21 protein-coding genes are annotated in these 18,457 nt (G+C 62.5%); 11 read left to right on the top strand and 10 right to left on the bottom strand.

What is annotated here, in order from left to right; genetic code table 11:
• Positions 1–2: 2 nt before the first annotated feature.
• The gene (locus tag NKI38_RS09160; RefSeq protein WP_352656602.1) at positions 3–809 is read right to left on the bottom strand and encodes an aminoglycoside 6-adenylyltransferase; all 807 of its coding nucleotides are present in this window, start codon (positions 807–809) and stop codon (positions 3–5) included.
• Between the two features lie 160 nt (positions 810–969).
• On the opposite strand from NKI38_RS09160, the gene NKI38_RS09155 reads away from it, so the two are divergent.
• The 3 genes from NKI38_RS09155 (at position 970) to NKI38_RS09145 (ending at position 4,402) form a co-directional block, all read left to right on the top strand.
• Positions 970–2,025 (top strand): YeiH family protein, encoded by a 1,056-nt coding sequence (locus tag NKI38_RS09155; protein ID WP_352656600.1) that lies wholly within the window; start codon positions 970–972, stop codon positions 2,023–2,025.
• Between the two features lie 82 nt (positions 2,026–2,107).
• Positions 2,108–3,157: a helix-turn-helix domain-containing protein gene (locus tag NKI38_RS09150; RefSeq protein WP_352656598.1), complete on the top strand. Its 1,050-nt coding sequence runs from the start codon at positions 2,108–2,110 to the stop codon at positions 3,155–3,157.
• 195 nt (positions 3,158–3,352) lie between these two features.
• Positions 3,353–4,402 (top strand): alpha/beta hydrolase family protein, encoded by a 1,050-nt coding sequence (locus tag NKI38_RS09145; RefSeq protein WP_352656596.1) that lies wholly within the window; start codon positions 3,353–3,355, stop codon positions 4,400–4,402.
• A gap of 121 nt (positions 4,403–4,523) precedes the next feature.
• On the opposite strand, the gene msrC is transcribed toward NKI38_RS09145, so the two are convergent.
• From msrC to NKI38_RS09130, 3 genes are all read right to left on the bottom strand, one after another.
• Complete coding sequence (gene msrC, locus NKI38_RS09140) at positions 4,524–5,021, bottom strand: free L-methionine (R)-S-oxide reductase MsrC (RefSeq protein ID WP_352656594.1); 498 nt, start codon at positions 5,019–5,021, stop codon at positions 4,524–4,526.
• Positions 5,022–5,289: 268 nt separating this feature from the next.
• A complete protein-coding gene (gene groL / locus NKI38_RS09135; protein ID WP_352656593.1) occupies positions 5,290–6,918 on the bottom strand; it encodes a chaperonin GroEL in 1,629 nt (542 codons plus the stop codon).
• 33 nt (positions 6,919–6,951) lie between these two features.
• Positions 6,952–7,314 (bottom strand): co-chaperone GroES, encoded by a 363-nt coding sequence (locus NKI38_RS09130; RefSeq protein ID WP_352656592.1) that lies wholly within the window; start codon positions 7,312–7,314, stop codon positions 6,952–6,954.
• A 250-nt stretch (positions 7,315–7,564) separates the two neighbouring features.
• Between NKI38_RS09130 and NKI38_RS09125 the strand changes: the two genes are divergently transcribed.
• Positions 7,565–7,798: a hypothetical protein gene (locus NKI38_RS09125; protein ID WP_352656590.1), complete on the top strand. Its 234-nt coding sequence runs from the start codon at positions 7,565–7,567 to the stop codon at positions 7,796–7,798.
• Between the two features lie 54 nt (positions 7,799–7,852).
• Positions 7,853–8,119 (top strand): DUF1488 family protein, encoded by a 267-nt coding sequence (locus NKI38_RS09120; RefSeq protein WP_352628899.1) that lies wholly within the window; start codon positions 7,853–7,855, stop codon positions 8,117–8,119.
• Here NKI38_RS09120 and NKI38_RS09115 read toward each other — a convergent pair.
• The 3 genes from NKI38_RS09115 to NKI38_RS09105 form a co-directional block, all read right to left on the bottom strand.
• Positions 8,065–8,328, bottom strand: a complete 264-nt coding sequence (locus NKI38_RS09115; protein ID WP_502899275.1) for a DUF6500 family protein — start codon at positions 8,326–8,328, stop codon at positions 8,065–8,067. The genes NKI38_RS09120 and NKI38_RS09115 overlap by 55 nt on opposite strands.
• A gap of 76 nt (positions 8,329–8,404) precedes the next feature.
• Positions 8,405–8,596 (bottom strand): hypothetical protein, encoded by a 192-nt coding sequence (locus NKI38_RS09110; protein WP_352656588.1) that lies wholly within the window; start codon positions 8,594–8,596, stop codon positions 8,405–8,407.
• 5 nt (positions 8,597–8,601) lie between these two features.
• Positions 8,602–8,853 carry a hypothetical protein gene (locus NKI38_RS09105; protein ID WP_352656586.1) on the bottom strand — a complete coding sequence of 84 codons (252 nt, stop codon included), beginning with the start codon at positions 8,851–8,853 and terminating at the stop codon, positions 8,602–8,604.
• A 385-nt stretch (positions 8,854–9,238) separates the two neighbouring features.
• On the opposite strand from NKI38_RS09105, the gene NKI38_RS09100 reads away from it, so the two are divergent.
• From NKI38_RS09100 to NKI38_RS09080, 5 genes are all read left to right on the top strand, one after another.
• A complete protein-coding gene (locus NKI38_RS09100) occupies positions 9,239–10,282 on the top strand; it encodes a LacI family DNA-binding transcriptional regulator (RefSeq protein WP_352656584.1) in 1,044 nt (347 codons plus the stop codon).
• Positions 10,283–10,345: 63 nt separating this feature from the next.
• A complete protein-coding gene (locus NKI38_RS09095) occupies positions 10,346–11,593 on the top strand; it encodes an ABC transporter substrate-binding protein (RefSeq protein ID WP_352656583.1) in 1,248 nt (415 codons plus the stop codon).
• 332 nt (positions 11,594–11,925) lie between these two features.
• Complete coding sequence (locus NKI38_RS09090; RefSeq protein ID WP_352656581.1) at positions 11,926–12,849, top strand: carbohydrate ABC transporter permease; 924 nt, start codon at positions 11,926–11,928, stop codon at positions 12,847–12,849.
• On the top strand, positions 12,849–13,706 hold the full coding sequence (locus tag NKI38_RS09085) for a carbohydrate ABC transporter permease (RefSeq protein ID WP_352656579.1): 858 nt from the start codon (positions 12,849–12,851) through the stop codon (positions 13,704–13,706). Before NKI38_RS09090 ends, NKI38_RS09085 begins: the two co-directional genes overlap by 1 nt.
• A 22-nt stretch (positions 13,707–13,728) precedes the next feature.
• Complete coding sequence (locus NKI38_RS09080; RefSeq protein WP_352656577.1) at positions 13,729–15,708, top strand: glycoside hydrolase family 127 protein; 1,980 nt, start codon at positions 13,729–13,731, stop codon at positions 15,706–15,708.
• On the opposite strand, the gene NKI38_RS09075 is transcribed toward NKI38_RS09080, so the two are convergent.
• Entirely contained in the window at positions 15,648–16,826 is a 1,179-nt protein-coding gene (locus NKI38_RS09075) for an acyltransferase family protein (protein WP_352656575.1), read from the bottom strand. The genes NKI38_RS09080 and NKI38_RS09075 overlap by 61 nt on opposite strands.
• Here NKI38_RS09075 and NKI38_RS09070 point away from each other — a divergent pair.
• On the top strand, positions 16,737–16,958 hold the full coding sequence (locus tag NKI38_RS09070) for a hypothetical protein (RefSeq protein WP_352656733.1): 222 nt from the start codon (positions 16,737–16,739) through the stop codon (positions 16,956–16,958). The genes NKI38_RS09075 and NKI38_RS09070 overlap by 90 nt on opposite strands.
• Positions 16,959–16,961: 3 nt before the next feature.
• On the opposite strand, the gene NKI38_RS09065 is transcribed toward NKI38_RS09070, so the two are convergent.
• Positions 16,962–17,684, bottom strand: coding sequence for a gamma-glutamylcyclotransferase (locus NKI38_RS09065; RefSeq protein WP_352656574.1), 723 nt, complete (start codon positions 17,682–17,684; stop codon positions 16,962–16,964).
• A 150-nt stretch (positions 17,685–17,834) separates the two neighbouring features.
• Entirely contained in the window at positions 17,835–18,350 is a 516-nt protein-coding gene (locus tag NKI38_RS09060; protein ID WP_352656573.1) for an Hsp20/alpha crystallin family protein, read from the bottom strand.
• Between the last annotated feature and the right edge of the window lie 107 nt (positions 18,351–18,457).

Genomic DNA, 18,457 nt, shown 5'->3' with positions numbered 1-18,457 from the left:
CGTCAGGCCAAGCCAGCCGGCCTCTTCAGCCCCACTTCGCGCTCGAGATGTCTCCAGGTGGCGTCCTCGAAAGCCTGCGGCCATTCGATGCCCCAGCGGGCGGCCAATTTGCGGGCACGCGGCACGAAGGCGTTGGCGCAGGCCAGATGCGCCGCGATGATTGACTGCCGTGTCGGCGCCACTGGAGGAATGGTCGCCAGCAGGCCGAGCTGCTCTTCGGACAGCCGGCGGCTCCATGCCAGCATGCCGCCCTTGTCCGCCCGCTCGACCTCTTCGCTCAACAGGTTGAACAGCATCATGCGCAGCAGCTCGACACCGGCGACGCTGAGCAGGTATTCCTGACGGCCGGCCGCGACGGAGAGCAGGCCGAAGACGCGGAAAAACTCGTTGATGAGATAGGCGACATATCCCTTGTTGGGGCCGGGCCACGCGATCGTAACCGGCAAACTGTCGTACAGGCCATCCCGGTCGATCAAAGGTTTCAGCGTATCCCTGCCTCGCTTCTTCAGGGCTTCCGCGTCGGTCGAGATGAGGTCGATGCGCTGCCATTGATCGGTAATGGCGTTGAACAGGCGCGTGTCCTTGCCCGTCTCGTTCCAGAACACGATCGGCGCGATCGCTTCGAGACGCTGCCGCCATGCCGCGTTGAACGCGGCCTGATCGTCGCGCGCGACGATGGCGATCAGGTCGATGTCGCTGTAGCGGTCGGCCTGCCCCTTGCCGAAGCTGCCGCCGACAAACAGCGCCATCACGCTCGGGTCGTTTTCGAGGGCGCGGCCGATCTTCCCGATGAACTCATCTTGCCACACGATGCGGTCTCCATCTCGCCGGTTCGAGACTATGTCGCATTGGCCAGACTTGGAAAGACGCCAGTCGTTCATAAAAATCGATCGTTCTAACGAGAATAATTCGTTGGAAAGATTGTTTCAGGAATGGCATTCCTCCGACATACCCGCCCGGAGCATTGCATTGTCTTCCTTTACCCACATCGCGAACGATATTCCGAAAAGCCTGATTTCCGCCGAACTCGCCCTGGGACGAAAATCCCTCGATTGGAACGGCGTCGTCCCCGGAATCGTCTTGGTCGCGATGATCACGGGCGTCGCCTTCTCGGCCCGCAATGTCTCCGGCTTCGCTTTGTTCAGCCCGATGATCCTCGCGGTGGTCGCCGGCATGGTCTATTCCAACGTGCTCGGCACGCCCGCCCACGCCAAGGCCGGCATCGCGTTTTCGCAGCGCCGGCTCTTGCGCTTCGCCATCGTGCTGCTCGGCTTCCAGCTGACGCTTGGCCAAGTGGTGTCGATCGGCGCCGGCGGCATCGGCATCGTCGCTGCCACGCTCGGCGCCACCTTCGTCTTCACCGCCACGCTCGGCCGGCTGATCGGCGTCGACGCCAAGCTGGCGCAGCTGATTGCCGCCGGCACCTCGATCTGCGGCGCCTCGGCCATCGTCGCCACCAACATCGTCACCGATGCGCGCGACGAGGACGTCACCTACGCCGTCGCCTCGATCACTTTGTTCGGCACCGTCGCCATGCTCGGCTTCCCGCTCATGGCGCCCATGCTCGGCCTCGACCAGCATGCTTTCGGCCTGTGGGCAGGCGCCTCCATCCATGAGGTGGCGCAAGTCATCGGCGCCGGCTTCCAGAACGGCACCCAGTCCGGCGAGATCGCCACCGTCGCCAAGCTGACCCGCGTCGCCATGCTGGCACCGATGGTCGTCGCGCTCGGCCTGATGGCCCGCCGCAAAAGCAGCGATCAGTCGGCAGCCCGGCCGCCCATGCCGTGGTTCGTCGCCGCCTTCGTCGCCGTCGTGGCGCTGAACAGTCTGGTCACGGTGCCGGCCGAGGTGAAATCGGCAATGGCGCTCGCCACCACCATCATGCTGACCATGGGGCTGGCCGCGATGGGCCTGCAGGCCGACATTTCGCAGTTGCGCTCACGCGGCCTGCGCCCGCTGGCGCTCGCCTTCTCGGCCTTCCTGTTCATCGGCTGCTTCAGCCTGCTGCTGGTGAAATTCGCGTAGAGCGACGCTTAATCGGCGAGTTTGGAAATCAAATCATATCGGTTACGGTCCGCGCATCAGCACGCGAGCCCGCAACCGACCCATGCCGTTAATTCCCCTGCCCTTCGTCGTCGCCTTGTTGCTGTTCATCCTGCTTTGGGTAGTCGCCAGGCGCGGGGATGAGTCAACACCGAACCTGCCGTTTCTCGGCCTGATCCTGCTCGCCGCGGTGCAATCGGTGTTCACCGGACTACGCTGGGGGTATGGCATAAGCGAAGTGGGCTATATCGCGCCCGTGTCCGCCGCGATCATGCCGTCGCTGCTCTATGCCGGCGTCTCGAAGCTCGTCCGCGCCAGCGACCGCCGATGGCTGGCCCTGCTGACGCTCCATGCAACGCCAGCCATCATCGTCTTCCTGCTGGTGAGTCTTTGGCGCGACGCGGTCGACGTGGCGCTGATATCGATCGATTTTATCTACGCCGCCGCCATTCTCTGGCTGCTCCGGTCCGGCGCCGACGACCTTCGCCTGGCGCCTTTCGATGGTGCGGTCCCGGCCTACCGCGCCATCATCGCCGCGGCGATGGTCCTTTGCCTGTCGGGTGTGGTCGATGTGCTGGTTTCCCTCGAAATGGCGTCCGGGCACGGCGCCCGAGCGGCGATGGTGATCGGCGTCGCTAATCTTTTCATGCTCGTCCTTGTTGGTGTGGCGGCGGCGGCGGCCAGCCAAAGTCGTGTCCCGCGCAACGCCGCCGAGCCCGCCGATGTCTCGTCCCCGCCCGATGCCGGCGAAGACGCCAAGACGATCGCCAGGGTCAACGAACTGATGCAGGAGAAAAAGCTCTATCGCGACGTCAATCTCAACCTCAACCGCCTTGCCCGGCGCGCCGGAATTCCGGCGCGGCAGATTTCGGCGACGATCAACCGGGCCACAGCCAGGAACGTCTCGCAATATGTCAACCAGTACCGCATCGCCGAGGCCTGCCGGCTGCTTACCGAGACCGATCAGTCCGTGACCGAGATCATGCTTGCGGTCGGATTCCAGACCAAGTCGAACTTCAACCGCGAGTTCCGCCGCGTGACGGACATCACCCCGCTCGCCTGGCGGGACCGGAACGCGCAATCGCCCTCGCTAGCGAGCGCTGTGGGCGGCTAGCGGCGCTATTTCCCACGGGATGGTACTCAATTGCGATAAAGCACGTCCTCGATCGCGATCGAGGACGCAGGCTTCGCTCCGATCCTGATATTCGGGGCATCGACACAGCAACCGAACAAAAGCGCCAACCGGCCCCGGAGCTGAAGACTCCGGGCTCTCCAGCCATGGCGAACGCGTTCGACAACGGAGACCTCAATGAAATTCTGGACCATGCTCTGCGCCATCATCGTCTCGACAATGCTGATGCAACATCCGGCCAACGCCGGCGACACTGTCGGCGTTCGTCAGTTGTCCGCCGCGTCCACGGAGCGCGGCATCGATCTTGATGTGACGGTCTGGTACCCGGCCCAACCTGGCGGCGAAACGGTTTCGCTCGGCGACAGCAATCTTTTCGTCGGCACGTCAGCCATGCGCGATGCGCCAATAACAGACGCAAAGTTTCCGCTCATCCTGCTGTCACACGGCGCAGGTCTGGCGGGAAACCCGCAAGCCATGAGCTGGATCGCGACGCCCTTGGCCAGGCAGGGATTCGTCGTCGCAGCTCCGACGCATCCGGGAAATACGGGGAAAAACAGATCCGCCGCCGAGACGATGAAGCTCTGGTTGCGGCCTGCCGATCTCACGGCAACCTTGACCGCAGTGGAAAAGGAAGCGTTTTTCAGGGATCACCTTGAACAAGGCAAAGTTGGCGCCCTTGGCCTTTCCATGGGCGGCAACACGGCTCTGGCGATAGCCGGCGCCCGCGTCGACCCGAAATTGCTCGCGGCCTATTGCGATACGGACCTGCTCAATGCTTCGCTTTGCGAGTGGGTCAGGCAAAGTGGAGTCGATCTCCATGCCATGGATTTGCAGCCGGCCGGCCGTGATAACCGGGATGGGCGCATTCGCTTCGCCATGGCGATCGACCCCGCTCCAACCGATATCTTCGACGTCAAAAGCTTTGCCGGCATCAGCATTCCGGTCGATATCGTCAATCTTGGCCGTCCGGGAAAGATCCCCGCTACCGCAGATGCCTCCGGAATCGCAAAAGCGATGTCAAAGGCGAGCTATGCGACGGTTGAGGATGCCAGCCATTACAGCATGTTCGCCGAATGCAAACCCGGCGCTCCCGGCATCATCGCATCCGAACAGATCGGCGACCCAGTGTGCGACGATGGCGAAGGACGATCGCGCAGCGAGATTCACGCGCAGCTGATCGATATGGCGGCCGCAGCTTTCACGCGCGCGCTGAAGACCGATCCGTAGATGCGCCTGACACAGGGCCGACGCACAACTGCCGGCCTGCCCACTCGGGTGCGGAGATGTCCGGCAGGGCAGAGGGGCGCCGCAGACTCCACGGCTGGTGCTCGATCTTGTACCGAGCCGCTCAGTCCTCGAACGAACTCGCCGCGGCATAGATCGCCGCCAGCGTCTCGATGCCCGCCTGGTCGGCCTTGTCGAAGCGGGCCGGCAGCGGGCTGTCGAGATCGAGCACGCCGAAGACGCCTTCATCGTCCTCGAGCAGCACGACCAGTTCCGAGCGCGAGTCGGCATCGCAGGCGATGTGGCCGGGGAAATCATGCACATCCTTGATCAGCATCGAGGTGCCGAGTTCGACCGCGGTTCCGCACACACCCTTGCCGACGGCGATGCGCACGCAAGCCGGCTTGCCCTGGAATGGCCCGAGCACCATTTCCTCGTCCGACTGCAGGAAATAGAAGCCGGCCCAGTTGAGGTCCGGCACCATCTGGAAGATCAGCGCGGCGGTGTTGGCGGCGTTCGCGATCGAATCGCGCTCGCCCTCGAGCAGCGCCTTCAATTGCTTGGCGAGGTCGCGGTAGAACGCGGCCTTGTCCGAGGTGTCGATGGCCTTGGCCGCAAACATGAACTTGCCTCCGTATCGATAGTCGCGGGCCCGTCTCGATCGCTTGCCAAAGGCCGGAAAGCTCCGCACCAAACGACCACCGGAGCAGTCTAGCGTGAATCCCGTTCCCTCCGAAAGCCGCAAGATCAGGATTGCGCCCGGCGCTGGGCTGAGCGGGAAGGCCGCCACGCGGGAACTTTTGCCGCCATGAACCTGTCTTGAAAATCATCACGGCCCCCGATCGGGGGCCGTGAATCCCGTCTCAAGCAGAATGGACAGGCCGGCTGACTTAGTAGCCGCCCATGCCGCCGCCGCCACCCGCAGGTGCGGCATCCTTGGCCGGGATGTCGGTGATCATCGCTTCGGCAGTGATCAAAAGCGCGGCGATCGACCCTGCATCCTGCAGCGCGGTGCGCACCACTTTCGCCGGATCGACGATGCCCGCCTTGATCATGTCGACATAGACCTCGTTCTGGGCGTCAAAACCCTGATTGTGGTCCTTGCTGTCGGAGAGCTTGCCGACGACGATCGAGCCCTCGACGCCGGAATTCTCGGCGATCTGGCGGATCGGCGCTTCGAGCGCCCGCAGCACGATCGAGATGCCAGCGGTGACATCGGCATTGGCGCCATTCAAGCCGGCCAGTGCCGACCTGGCACGCAGCAATGCCACGCCGCCGCCCGGCACGATGCCTTCTTCAACCGCCGCGCGGGTGGCATTCAGCGCATCGTCGATGCGGTCCTTCTTTTCCTTGACTTCCGATTCGGTGACACCGCCGACGCGGATGACGGCAACGCCGCCGGCGAGCTTGGCCAGCCGCTCCTGCAGCTTTTCCTTGTCGTAATCGGAGGTCGTCTCCTCGATCTGGCCCTTGATCTGGGCGACGCGCGCCTGGATGGTCGCCTTGGTGCCGGCGCCGTCGATAATCGTGGTGGTGTCCTTCTCGATCAGCACGCGCTTGGCGCGGCCGAGCATTTCGATGGTGACGTTTTCGAGCTTGATGCCGAGATCTTCGGAGATCATCTGGCCTGATGTCAGCACGGCGATGTCTTCCAGCATCGCCTTGCGGCGATCGCCGAAGCCCGGCGCCTTGACGGCCGCGACCTTGAGGCCGCCGCGCAATTTGTTGACGACCAGCGTGGCAAGAGCCTCGCCCTCGACGTCTTCGGAGATGATCAGCAGCGGCCTGCCGCTCTGCACCACCGCTTCGAGGATCGGCAGCATGGCCTGCAGATTGCCGAGCTTCTTCTCGTGGATGAGGATGTAGGGCTCTTCCAGCTCGACGCGCATCTTGTCGGCATTGGTGACGAAATAGGGACTGAGATAACCACGGTCGAACTGCATGCCCTCGACGACGTCGAGCTCGGTCTCCGCGGTCTTGGCTTCCTCGACGGTGATGACGCCGTCATTGCCGACCTTGTCCATCGCCTTGGCGATCATCTCGCCGACGCTGGCATCGCCATTGGCGGCGATGGTGCCGACCTGTGAGATCTCGGCCGACGACTTGACCTTCTTGGCCCGCGCCTGGATTTCCTTGACCACGGCGGAAACCGCCTGGTCGATGCCGCGCTTGAGGTCCATCGGGTTCATGCCGGCGGCGACCAGCTTGGCGCCTTCGCGCAGGATCGAGGCGGCCAGCACCGTTGCGGTGGTGGTGCCGTCACCGGCGAGGTCGTTGGTCTTCGAGGCCACTTCGCGCACCATTTGCGCACCCATGTTCTCGAACTTGTCGGCAAGCTCGATTTCCTTGGCGACGGTGACGCCGTCCTTGGTGATGCGCGGCGCGCCATAGGCCTTGTCGATGATGACGTTGCGGCCCTTGGGACCGAGCGTGACCTTCACAGCATTGTTGAGGATCTCGACGCCGCGCAGCATGCGGTCACGCGCATCGGTGGAGAATTTGATTTCCTTGGCAGACATGATTTTTATCCAGTTCGTTCGGAGAAAATGGGATCAGGCGGCCTTCTTGGCAGCCACGGTCTTGTCGGTGACGCCCGTCTCGCTCTTGTCGATGACGCCAGTCTCGCTCTTCTCGATGACGCCCATAATGTCGGCTTCCTTCATGATCAGAAGGTCCTCGCCGTCGATCTTGACCTCGGTGCCCGACCATTTGCCGAACAGGATGAAGTCGCCGGCCTTGACGTCGAGCGCAACAAGCACGCCATTTTCGTCGCGTGCGCCAGGCCCGACGGCGATGACTTCTCCTTCCTGCGGCTTTTCCTTGGCATTGTCGGGAATGATGATACCGCCCTTGGATTTGATATCGCCTTCGGCGCGACGAATGACGACGCGGTCGTGGAGTGGCCGAAATTTCATGGGAACTTTCTTTCTGGGGCCGGCACAGGCGGCCACGCCCCTCTTCTATAAACGCGTTGGCACTCGATAGATAGGAGTGCCAAAAATTATTCGCGACCGAAATTAAATAATCAAAAGTATTATTTCGGCAGCCGGTTTCGTGATATCGCCGATTGGTCAAATATTTCAAAAGATTGAATTTTGCCGATCGAGTGCCTATTTATCGGACAAGTTCACTTTCACGATTTCAGGCATAAGGGAGATTTTTACGATGGCCGAAGGCAATCAGACGATCATGGAAAAAGCTGAAGCCCGCTTTGTCGACAAGCAGAAGAAGACAGCGGAGAAAAACAAGGCAACCGCCGAATACATATCCGAAGCGAGGGCCCGGGAGATCAAGACGGCAAGGCTCAGGGAGTTGCGGCTGGCCAAGGAAGAGGCCGACCGCGTCGCCGAGGCCCTCAATCCGACGCCGAAAAAGAAGCGGGTGACCAAGAAAGCCTAAGCAATTCCGCAGCGGTTTTCCGACCGGAATTGCGCCAGAACAAGGGAGCAAGACATGAGTCTCACCTTCCCCAACCGCAGCCGCAGCTATGACGAAGCCGGCCGGCGTATCCGTTTCGTCGGACATGACGGCATGTTCCAGATCTCCTTCTCGGTCGCCGCCGACGCCATGGCCAAGATGCGGCCGGGAACTGCTGCCGATGAAGCCGGCTATCTCGCCACATTCGACACCGAGAGCAGCGCCATCCGCGAGGTGGCATCGAAGGCCTACGACCGCACCCACAAGAGCATGTATGTGCTGACGGCAGCCGATTTCGGTTGATCAGCCGAGGTCCATCTTCTCGACCATCGTGCCTTTTCAAAATGGTCGAGGCGGTGGGTTCTGATCCACCATTCGGCTTCCATCAAGAGTTCGGGGTCGTCGTTCCTGTTGGCGAAAAACGCATAGAACGACACGCCGACGCCGGACCCTTTTTCGGAAATCTTGCGGTCGCAGACCTCCAGTATCTTTTGCTTCAGACTGGCTCTCACGAGTATCCCTTGATTTGCTGTGCGCAGGCTTCTTGCGGCGGCGAAATGCTGTCCAGACGCAATGGCCGATGTGGGATCAGGATTTGCGCTCGGCCCGTTCGCGGCGTTTGACGTCGCGGACATTCATCTGCACGACCATATCCTCGGCCTCACGCGGGCCCATCCCGACCATCACCTTTTGCCGGACCACTGCAGGCTGGCCGGTGAAGACGTCGATAATGCTCCAGCTTTGTGGAAGCTCCATGCGCAGTGTGTAGCGGTTGGCCATCCCGTTCAGCCCTGCATCATGAAAAACACGGCGCCCAGGATCAGCACCGTCCAGGCGATGACCGACAGTTTCAGCACCATGCCGCCATGCGCGGCCAGAAACTCCCGCAGGCGCGACACGACACCTGTCGACCGGACCGGCGCCGCGGCGAAGGCGACAGGGGCCTTAAGGCCCAGTTTTCCAAAGACAGGCAGCAGCGACGGTTCACGCACGAAAATAACCTCGAATATCGGGAAGAGCGGAGCAAGGACGCTCACGCCCCTTCCATAGCACTCTTTTCGCGATCGCCCTGCATGCCAAATTGAAAATAGGCGCCACCGATTTGCACTGGTAAAAGACGTGACGGGCGACAGCTTCCGACGGCCGCCGCAACCGGAACATGCCCGGTTGGCGGCGCCCTTCATCATGCATATTCCAAACACGCAAGGAGCAGCGCGGGGTTCGTAAACGGATGGGGCGAATTCCAAACCTGAAGCCATTGCCTGTCCAGGCCATTTTTCCGCTTGAACGACCATCAGATCTGGCTTAGCCTTGGTTTGAGAAAAGGTTTTTCCAAACATTTCCGATCGGGCTTGGCCGTGTGCCGGGCCTCGCTCGGACCAGTAAGAGAAAACCTTTTCCCAGCTAAGGATTCTCTGCGCGATGGCATCGGACGATCTGCCTGTCCCGGTCTTTTCCAAGCCAGTCACCTTGCGTGACGTGGCGGCGCAGGCTGGCGTCAGCGTCGCCACCGCCTCGAAGGCGCTCAACGACCAGGGGCGGATGACCGCCGAGACGCGCGAACGCATCCGCGAGACGGCCCGCCGGCTCGGCTTCCGGCCCAACAGCCTGGCGCAGAGCCTGCTCAGGCGGCGCAGCTTCACCGTCGGCCTGCTTACCAACGATACCTATGGCCGCTTCTCGCTGCCGCTGATGTCGGGCATTTCGGACGCGCTGGTCGACAATGGCGTCTCGGTGTTCCTGTGCAATGTCGAGGAGGATCCGCGGCTGGGCCAGATGCATGTCGACGCCATGCTCGACAAGCGCGTCGACGGCATCATCGCCACTGGCAAGCGCATCGACCGCCATCTGCCCGTCGACCTCGGCAATCTGCGCGTCCCGGTGATCTATGCCTTCACGCAGCCCGATCCCGACGCGATCGCCTTCGTCTCGGACGACGCCGACGGCGCCAGGCTGGCGGTCGAGCATCTGTTCTGGCTGGGCTGGAAGCGCATCGCCCATGTCACAGGACCGGCGAGCTTTGCCGTGGTGCATGCGCGGGCGCAGGCTTACCGCGACGTGCTGATCGAAAACGGCCTGCCGGTCACCGAGCCGCTGCTCGGCTCCTGGTCAGAAGCCTGGGGCCATCAGGCGGTAGCGCAACTGTTCGACCGCAAAAGCGAAAGGCCGGACGCCGTCTTCTGCGGCAACGACCAGATCGCTCGCGGCGTCATCGATGCCTTGCGCGAGCGGGGCCTTGGCGTTCCCGGCGATGTCGGTGTCATCGGTTTCGACAATTGGGAGATCGTGGCCGAGGCGACGCGCCCACCGCTGACCTCAGTCGACATGAACCTGGTCGCACTTGGGCGCGAGGCGGGGCTGACATTGCTTTCGCTGGTCGGCGGTAAGCCCGCCGCACCGGGCATTCGAAAACTGCCGTGCCGGCTGGTGGTGCGGCAGTCATGCGGCCATCCGCTGGATGGCTGAAGACGAAGCGCCGCGTGATCGGCGCCAAGCCGCGAACCGCGGCCAACCCTGGAGGAGGAAAACATGAGGAACCTGATTGCCAAACTGGCCCTGGCCGCTGCCGTTCTGGGTAGCGGTCTCGGCACTGCCGCCGCCGAGACGGCCAATATCTGGGTGCGCGCCGACGGCTCGAATTTCATGCCGAGGATCGTCGACGCCTACAACAAGGCGCACACCAACCAGGTTAAGCTGGACATCATCCCCAATGCCGAGATCATCCCGAAATATGGCGCAGCGGCTGCCGGCGGCACTGCACCGGACGCGCTGTCGCTCGACCTGATCTACACGCCGTCCTTCGCCGCTGCCGGCCAGTTGGAGGATATCACCGACTGGGCCAAGTCCCTGCCCTATTTCGCCAGCCTGTCGCCGGCGCATGTGAAGACCGGCACCTACAAGGACCACATTTACGGCCTGCCCTTCTCCGCCGACGCCTCGGTGCTGATCTGGAACAAGAAACTGTTCAAGCAGGCCGGCCTCGACCCTGAAAAAGGCCCGGCGAACTGGGCCGAGATCGCGGCCGACGCCGAGAAGGTCAACGCGCTCGGCGGCAACATCAAGGGCTTCTACTTCTCCGGCAATTGCGGCGGCTGCAACATCTTCACCTTCACGCCGCTGATCTGGGCGTCGGGCGGCGACATCCTCTCGGAGGACGGCTCGAAGGCGACGCTCGACAGTCCTCAATTGCGCGGCGCCATCGATCTCTACCGCTCGATGGTCAAGAAGGACCTGGTACCGGCAGGCGCGCAGACCGACACCGGCGCCAACTTCTTTGCCGCCTTCGCTGCCGGCAATATCGGCATCTCGCCGTCCGGCGCCTTCGCCATCGGCGCGCTCAACACCCAGTATCCCGATATCGACTACGGCGTCACCTTCCTGCCGGGTAAGGATAGCGGCTGGTCGTCCTTTGCCGGCGGCGACAATTTCGTCGTCACCAAGGGCACCACCAAGCTGCCCGTGGTGAAGGAGTTCCTCGATTTCGCCTACTCGCTCGAGGGCCAGACGATCCTCGCCAAATACGGCAGCCTGCCGGTGCGCGGCGACATCGCCAAGGAAGCGCTGAAGGATCTCGATCCGCGTTACCAGATCGCCGCCGAAGCCATGGCCAAGGGCCGCACGCCCTATTCGGTGGTGTTCAACGACCTGATCAACTCCGCCAACGGGCCGTGGACACAGATGATCAACGAGGTCTTCTTCGGCGACGACGTCGACGGCGCCATCGCCAACGCGCAGGAGACGATGCAGTCGATCATCGACCAGGCGCCGCAGAAATAAGCGGCGTCTGCCGGCCGCCCGCTCGTCTCCCTGGGCGGGTGGCCGCCCCAGCTCCCCTTGAGGGGAGGATGACATCGCATCCGTCAATGCAGGCTATTCGACATGGAAGCTTTGAGACATCCGCTCGGCCTACCCAGCTTGGGTTCCTCGCCCCCACGTGAGTGGGGGAGAGGTGGCTCGGCGAAGCCGAGACGGAGAGGGGGACTGCGCCCTACGAAGGCCCCCTCTCCGGCCGCTTCGCGGCCACCTCTCCCCCGCCTCTGGCGGGGGCGAGGAACCCAAGCTGGAATTCCCTCCTCACAAGGGGAACGGAAAGCAAGAGCAGAACAGCCATGACCTCCATCACAGTAGCAACCACCGCACCACCACGCATCGGCAAGCGCACCGGTCGCCGGCAGTGGATCGGCCTGCTCTATGTCGCGCCGGCTGTCGCGCTGGTTGTCGTCTTCTTCCTGATACCGCTCGGCATGACGGCTTGGATGTCGCTGCACAACTGGCCGCTGATGGGCGAGCACAGCTTTATCGGCTTCGGCAACTATGTCGCCATCCTGCGCGATACCAGGTTCTGGAACGCGCTGCGCTTCACCGCCTACTACACCGTGATCGTCACCATCGCGATCTTCGTGGTGGCGTTTCCGCTGGCGCTGTTCGTCGAACGGCCGCGGCCGCTGACCAATCTCTACCGGACCATGTTCTTCATGCCGGCGGTTGTCGGATTCGCCTCGGCCAGCCTGCTTTGGTCGTGGCTTTTGAACGTCGATTCCGGCCTGTTCAGCCCGGCCGCCTATGACCTTGGCCTGATCGACAGGAAGTTCAACCTGCTGGCCACCTTCCAGCCGGCCTTCTGGTCGATCATCGCCATGGTCGTCTGGAAGGTCGCCGGCTTCACCATGATCATTCTGATGGCCGGCCTGCAATCGATCCCGCAGGACCTGCAGGAGGCCGCCGTCATCGACGGCGCCGGGCCGTTCGCCAGGTTCAGGGCGATCACCCTGCCGCTGATGCGCCGCACGCTGGCGCTGGCGCTGATCCTGTCGGTCGCCGGCTCGATCCTCGCCTTCGACCAGTTCTACATCATCCTGCGCGGTGGCCCGCGCAACCAGACGCTGACGGCGGTCTACTGGATCTTCAACCAGTCCTTCGTGTCGTTCAAGCTCGGCTATGGTGCAGCACTCTCGATGGTGCTGCTCGTCGTCCTGGTGGCGCTCAGCCTCGTCCAGTTGTGGCTGCTGCGCAAGCCAGAAGGGCTCGACTGATGGCGCAGGCCGCTTCCCGCAACCGCCGGCTCCTGGCCCGTATCGGCGAGCATTCGACCGGCATCATCGCCTCGGTGCTGTTTGCGGCACCGATCGTCTGGGCGGTGCTGTCAGCGTTCAAGCCGGCGGCTGAAGCGCGCCTGCCGCCGCTGCCGCCCTGGCCGACATCAGGCTTTTCGCTGGAGAACTATGCCACGCTCAACAGCTTCGGCGACGGGCTCTGGGTCTCGGCGCAGAACAGCATCTACGTTTCGGTGATGACCGTGCTGCTGTCGGTCGCCGTCAGTGTGCTGGCCGGCTACGGTTTTTCGCGGTTCCGGTTTCCGTTCAAGGACCTTTTCTTCATCCTCATCCTGTCGACTATCATGATCCCGTTCCAGTCGATCCTGACGCCGATCTTCCTGGTGCTGACCAAGCTTGGCCTACACAACACGCTGACCGGCCTGGTCGGCGTCTATGTGACGCTGCAGCTGCCGTTCTCGATCTTCATGATGCGCAACGCCTTCGACGCGGTGCCGCGCGAGATCGAGGAAGCCGCGCGCATGGACGGCGCCGGCAATCTCGCCATGCTTGTGAAGGTGATGCTGCCGCTGGTCTGGCCGGGCGTCGTCACCATCGCGCTGTTTGCCTTCCTCGGCGCCTGGAACGAATTCCTCGCCGCGCTGGTGCTGATGACCGACCAGTCCAAGTTCACGCTGCCGGTGATGATGACCGCGCTGCAGTCGGGCCGCTTCGGCGCCATCGACTGGGGTGCGGTGCAGGCGGGCGTCACCGTCATGATGGTGCCCTGCCTCATCCTGTTCCTGGTCCTGCAGCGCTTCTACATCCGCGGCCTGATGGCCGGGGCCATCAAATAGACAGACTGAATGGAGTGAGTACATGACAGCATCGCCATCCGCAAAAACCGGAAAACCAAAGCTCGCCTTCCGCCCGCTGCCGGTGCCGCAGGTCGACGTGCACGGCTTCTGGGGCGACCGCGCCGACGCGGTGGCCACGCGCACCGCCGATATCCTCTACGACCGCTGCGTGGAGGCCCGCATGCTGGAGCAGATCGACCCGGACCGGCCCTCGCCAGGCGTCGTCATCCCGTTCCACTCGCCCTCGCCCGACGAAGCCGACCGCCAGGGCGCGGAATTCACGGGGTCGACAGTGACCACGCAAATGTTCTGGGATTCCGATCTCGGCAAGACGATCGAGACGGCGGCCTATTCGCTCTACCGGCGCAAGAACCCCGAACTGGAGAAGAAGATCGATGCCGTCATCGACATGTACGGCAAGCTGCAGCAGGACGACGGCTATCTCTCAAGCTGGTACCAGCGCATCCAGCCTGGCAAGCGCTGGACCAATCTGCGCGACTGCCATGAGCTCTATTGCGCCGGCCACCTGATCGAGGGCGCGGTCGCCTATTACCAGGCGACGGGAAAACGCAAGCTGCTCGACATCATGTGCCGCTATGCCGACCATATCGCGTCGGTGCTCGGCCCCGAACCCGGTAAGAAGAAGGGCTATTGCGGCCACGAGGAGATCGAACTGGCTCTGGTCAAGCTGGCGCGGGTGACCGGCGAGCGGAAATACATGGAGCTGGCCAAATACTTCATCGACCAGCGCGGCCAGCAGCCGCATTATTTCGACGAGGAGGCGCGCGCCCGCGGCGCCGATCCGAAGGCCTATCATTTCAAGACCTATGAATACAGCCAATCGCACCGGCCGGTGCGCGAACAGGACAAGGTGGTCGGCCACGCTGTGCGGGCGATGTATCTCTATTCGGGCATGGCCGACATCGCCACCGAATATGGCGATGACAGCCTGCGGACAGCGCTCGACCTTCTGTGGGACGATCTCACCACCAAGAGCCTCTACATCACCGGCGGACTGGGGCCCTCGGCGCATAATGAAGGCTTCACCAGCGACTACGATCTGCCCAACGAGAGCGCCTATGCCGAGACCTGCGCCGCGGTCGGGCTGGTGTTCTGGGCCAGCCGCATGCTCGGCATGGGACCGAACGCGCGCTACGCCGACATGATGGAACGCGCCCTCTACAACGGCTCTATCTCGGGCCTGTCGCTCGACGGCGCGCTGTTCTTCTACGAGAATCCGCTCGAAAGCCGCGGCGCCCACAATCGCTGGAAATGGCACCGTTGCCCCTGCTGTCCGCCCAATATCGGGCGCATGGTCGCCTCGATCGGCAGCTATTTCTACAGCTTGGCCGACGATGCCTTTGCCGTGCATCTCTACGGCGACTCGACCGCCCGCTTCGACATATCAGGCGTACCGGTGAGCCTGACGCAGGCAAGCCGCTATCCCTGGGACAGCGCCGTCGAGATCACCATCGAGCCGCAGGTGTCGGTTGCGTTCACACTGCACCTGCGCATCCCGGCGTGGAGCACCGGCGCCGAGCTCAAGGTCAATGGTGAGGCGGTCAAGCTGGCGGATACCACCAGCGACGGCTACGCCGCGATCCGGCGGACATGGAAGAAGGGCGACCAGGTGCGGCTCGATCTCGAAATGCCGATCGAGCGGCTCTACGCCAACCCGCAGGTGCGCCAGGATGCCGGCCGCGTCGCGCTGTCGCGCGGTCCGCTGATCTACTGCGTCGAGGCGACCGACAATGACAGCCAGCTGCATCGCCTGACACTGCCGAGGGCGGCCGGCGTCGAAGCACAGCACCGGCCGGAGCTTCTCGGCGGCGTGGTGACGCTGTCGGCCGTCGCCCGATCGGACGAAGGTGATGGCTGGCAAAGCGGGCTCTACCGGCCCGAGCCGCCGGCTACCTCCGAGACGCGCCTGACCGCCATCCCCTATTTCGCCTGGGACAACCGCGAAGCCGGCGAAATGCTGGTGTGGCTCAGGGACGGGTGAACGATGTTTGGTGTATTGGCGGTCGCAACAGCCGCGGTTCCAGGCTTGTGGTCCACATAGCGCAGGCGCAGGCGCAGGAATGGCGCTTCGATGCATGTGTAGCTGAAATGGCCGATCGGAATTGTCGCCACGAAGCAGAGCCCGGACCAGAGGCACGCAACATAGAAATTGCTGATGGTCATGACATTCGTGTCTATGAACGCAGCCAACTGCATGATGAAGAACGGGTGCAGAAGATAGATCGAATAGCTGTAGGCCCCCGCCTTCTCCAGGATCTTGAAGGGCAGGCTTGTTCGCTTTCTCGAAAAGCTCGTGTCGTAGTAGGCGATACCGAATGAATAGGCTGCCGCTTCCAGAGTTGGCAGGATGATCCATATCCAATGGGGCGATGGATAACGTCCCAGTTGGTAAAATCCGCCGGCGGCATCGAACCACCAGAAGACGCCTGAAAATGCTATGAGAACGGCCAACGCCAACCAATGCCGGTTCTTCGCGTGGGCACGCAGGTGGAAGGCAAGTATGCCGGCCAGAAACTGATCCACATGTCCTATGATGGTAAAGGACGCTGCCGACTGCATCTCGCCGATTTGCACATACAAGACCGACCTCAGCACAATGGCTACCGCGATGAACAGCAAGGGCGCGAACACAAACCGCCTGGATGCCATCAGTAAAAACGGCAGCAGCAGATAGAAGTGAGCTTCCACCGTTATCGACCAGCCGCCGTTCGAAAGGGTGGGAAGAAGAACCCCCTCGCCAACCCCCGTGAAATACCCATCCAGGGACTGGCCGGCCAGGTACCTGCGGCAAGCCTCGATGCATATCACGGCCAGCAGAAGCGGAAACAGCCTGAGCGCCCTGTTGGCAAAGAAAGGCAGATAGTTGATCCGTTTTCCATCAAGTAGCTTGGCGAACAGGTAGCCGGAAAGCGCCATGAACAGTGAAACGCCGGTGTGCCCTTCATCCAGAAAGCTGAAGACAGGAAGAGCCGGCACGAAGCCATAAGGCACTGGGCCTTCGGGAGACTCATGAAGGAAATGCCAGGTGAAGACCAGAAAGGCCGCAAGGCCCCGAATATGATCCAGCGCTGGATAATGCTCTCCGGTGGAGGATCTCATAGCTGGCCCACGCGCACCGTGTCCTGCGCCGGTGTTCAAGTCATCGTTGGGACAGAAACTATTTTCAATTCATTAAATTTCTCGCTGCTGCAGCCTCCGAAATCAGAGCTTTGCTTTCGCAAGGTGCTTTGACCTTCAAGCATCCTTGGCCTGTACGCCTCGGATCTCCTCGGCCACCAGTTCCTGCAACCGCCACAGATTGCGGTCGCGGATGCCGCAGGTTTCGAGATGGCGGATCGTCTCGAACAGGTACTCGGCGCCCGACCCCCAATGTCCGACGGCTGTCGCCAGCGTCGCCGCGATCGCCTGCTTGTCGAGCTTGCCGGCATAGCGCGGATTGGCGGGATCGACGACGAAGCCGAGCGCGCGGCACAGGCCGCTTTCGGTCCTGACCTGCAGCCAGCGCGGCACGTTGACGGCGGGCAGGATGGTCATCTCGCGGCGCAGCAGCGCTTCGAGGTTGGCGACAATAGGCTCGGCGATCTCAAACACAATGCCCTGGCACTGGCCGCCACGATCGAGCGCCATCATCAGGCCGGGGCTCTCGACCGTGCCGCGGAAACGCTGCACAGTGAAGCAGAACGATCGATGCCAGCCCGTCGCCACCGCTCGTTCGCCACCCCTCACCTCGCCGGCGGGTTTCCACAGCAGCGAGCCATAGGCAAACAGTTTCAGCGGTCCGGCTGGAGCTGTGGCCAGCACCTCGTCGCGGATGCGCGCATAGTCCGCATCGGTCATATAAACCATGCCCGGTGTCGGCCCGGCATCCTCGACCGCGCGCATGGTGTGGGCAACCAGCGCCTCGGTCAGCGCCATCGGCCCCCTGCGCGGCGGTGCGGCAGAAATCGGCTTGTTCATTCTCGCGCCTCAGGCATGGCCGCCATGTTGCCCAAGGCAAGGAGATTCTCAAGGTCCATGTGACCGGCGCGAGTCCGGCCACTGATAATCCCCGAGGAACTCAGGTCGGTTGTCGGGCGGGCGCGAACGCGCTCGCCCGGCTGATCTATTCTAGTGTTTGGTGCTGCCGCCGCCGATGGGGATGCGCTTTGTCCTGCTCTGCGCCTTCTCGGACTTCGGCAAAGTGACGAACAGCACGCCGTTGCGGAAATCGGCTGCGACCTTGTCTTCTTCGACTTCGAAGCCGATGGGTATGCGACGTTCGAAGCGCCCGTAGAACCGCTCGGAGAACTGACGTTCCTTGTCGTCGGTTTCGGCGTGTTTTTCACCGCGCAACGTCAGGACGCCGTCATCGAGCAACACCTCGATGTCCTTATCCTCCATGCCGGGTATCTCGGCCGTCACACGGATCTCCTTGTCCGTTTCGGAGATTTCCACGCTGGGCCAGCCACCGCCGGCCGAAGAGAACATGGACGGAAGCCGTGCACCGAAGCCGCGAAACATGTCGTCGACAAGGCGGTTCATCTCGCGATGCAGGCTCATGAACGGGTCCTGGTCGCGGTCGCGAAAGAGGGTCGGAGCCTGGTTGGTGTCGCGGCTCCATGGCATTAGATCACGAATGGTCATTGCATTGCTCCTTTCTTGATCGTGGTTCGTTTACATGCTCTTTGCCATGCTCCGGGGACAATGCGCCGTCTGACCCAGACCCCATTTGCGCTTGCTGTTTCGCTCCC

The organism is Mesorhizobium sp. M0621 (assembly GCF_040320745.1).
In the GTDB taxonomy this organism is placed as follows: domain Bacteria; phylum Pseudomonadota; class Alphaproteobacteria; order Rhizobiales; family Rhizobiaceae; genus Mesorhizobium.
The sequence above is the reverse complement of the archived record's forward strand: the minus strand, read 5'-3'. Positions and strand labels throughout refer to the sequence as shown.

What these genes read in the sequence shown, in the direction of transcription:
- NKI38_RS09150 (WP_352656598.1), top strand. Translation starts at nt 2,108, where the DNA reads ATGCCGTTAATTCCCCTGCCCTTCGTCGTCGCCTTGTTGCTGTTCATC.
- NKI38_RS09145 (WP_352656596.1), top strand. Translation starts at nt 3,353, where the DNA reads ATGAAATTCTGGACCATGCTCTGCGCCATCATCGTCTCGACAATGCTG.
- msrC (WP_352656594.1), bottom strand. Translation starts at nt 5,021, where the DNA reads ATGTTTGCGGCCAAGGCCATCGACACCTCGGACAAGGCCGCGTTCTAC.
- groL (WP_352656593.1), bottom strand. Translation starts at nt 6,918, where the DNA reads ATGTCTGCCAAGGAAATCAAATTCTCCACCGATGCGCGTGACCGCATG.
- NKI38_RS09130 (WP_352656592.1), bottom strand. Translation starts at nt 7,314, where the DNA reads ATGAAATTTCGGCCACTCCACGACCGCGTCGTCATTCGTCGCGCCGAA.
- NKI38_RS09125 (WP_352656590.1), top strand. Translation starts at nt 7,565, where the DNA reads ATGGCCGAAGGCAATCAGACGATCATGGAAAAAGCTGAAGCCCGCTTT.
- NKI38_RS09120 (WP_352628899.1), top strand. Translation starts at nt 7,853, where the DNA reads ATGAGTCTCACCTTCCCCAACCGCAGCCGCAGCTATGACGAAGCCGGC.
- NKI38_RS09110 (WP_352656588.1), bottom strand. Translation starts at nt 8,596, where the DNA reads ATGGCCAACCGCTACACACTGCGCATGGAGCTTCCACAAAGCTGGAGC.
- NKI38_RS09100 (WP_352656584.1), top strand. Translation starts at nt 9,239, where the DNA reads ATGGCATCGGACGATCTGCCTGTCCCGGTCTTTTCCAAGCCAGTCACC.
- NKI38_RS09095 (WP_352656583.1), top strand. Translation starts at nt 10,346, where the DNA reads ATGAGGAACCTGATTGCCAAACTGGCCCTGGCCGCTGCCGTTCTGGGT.
- NKI38_RS09090 (WP_352656581.1), top strand. Translation starts at nt 11,926, where the DNA reads ATGACCTCCATCACAGTAGCAACCACCGCACCACCACGCATCGGCAAG.
- NKI38_RS09085 (WP_352656579.1), top strand. Translation starts at nt 12,849, where the DNA reads ATGGCGCAGGCCGCTTCCCGCAACCGCCGGCTCCTGGCCCGTATCGGC.
- NKI38_RS09080 (WP_352656577.1), top strand. Translation starts at nt 13,729, where the DNA reads ATGACAGCATCGCCATCCGCAAAAACCGGAAAACCAAAGCTCGCCTTC.
- NKI38_RS09070 (WP_352656733.1), top strand. Translation starts at nt 16,737, where the DNA reads ATGAAGGAAATGCCAGGTGAAGACCAGAAAGGCCGCAAGGCCCCGAAT.
- NKI38_RS09075 (WP_352656575.1), bottom strand. Translation starts at nt 16,826, where the DNA reads ATGAGATCCTCCACCGGAGAGCATTATCCAGCGCTGGATCATATTCGG.
- NKI38_RS09065 (WP_352656574.1), bottom strand. Translation starts at nt 17,684, where the DNA reads ATGAACAAGCCGATTTCTGCCGCACCGCCGCGCAGGGGGCCGATGGCG.
- NKI38_RS09060 (WP_352656573.1), bottom strand. Translation starts at nt 18,350, where the DNA reads ATGACCATTCGTGATCTAATGCCATGGAGCCGCGACACCAACCAGGCT.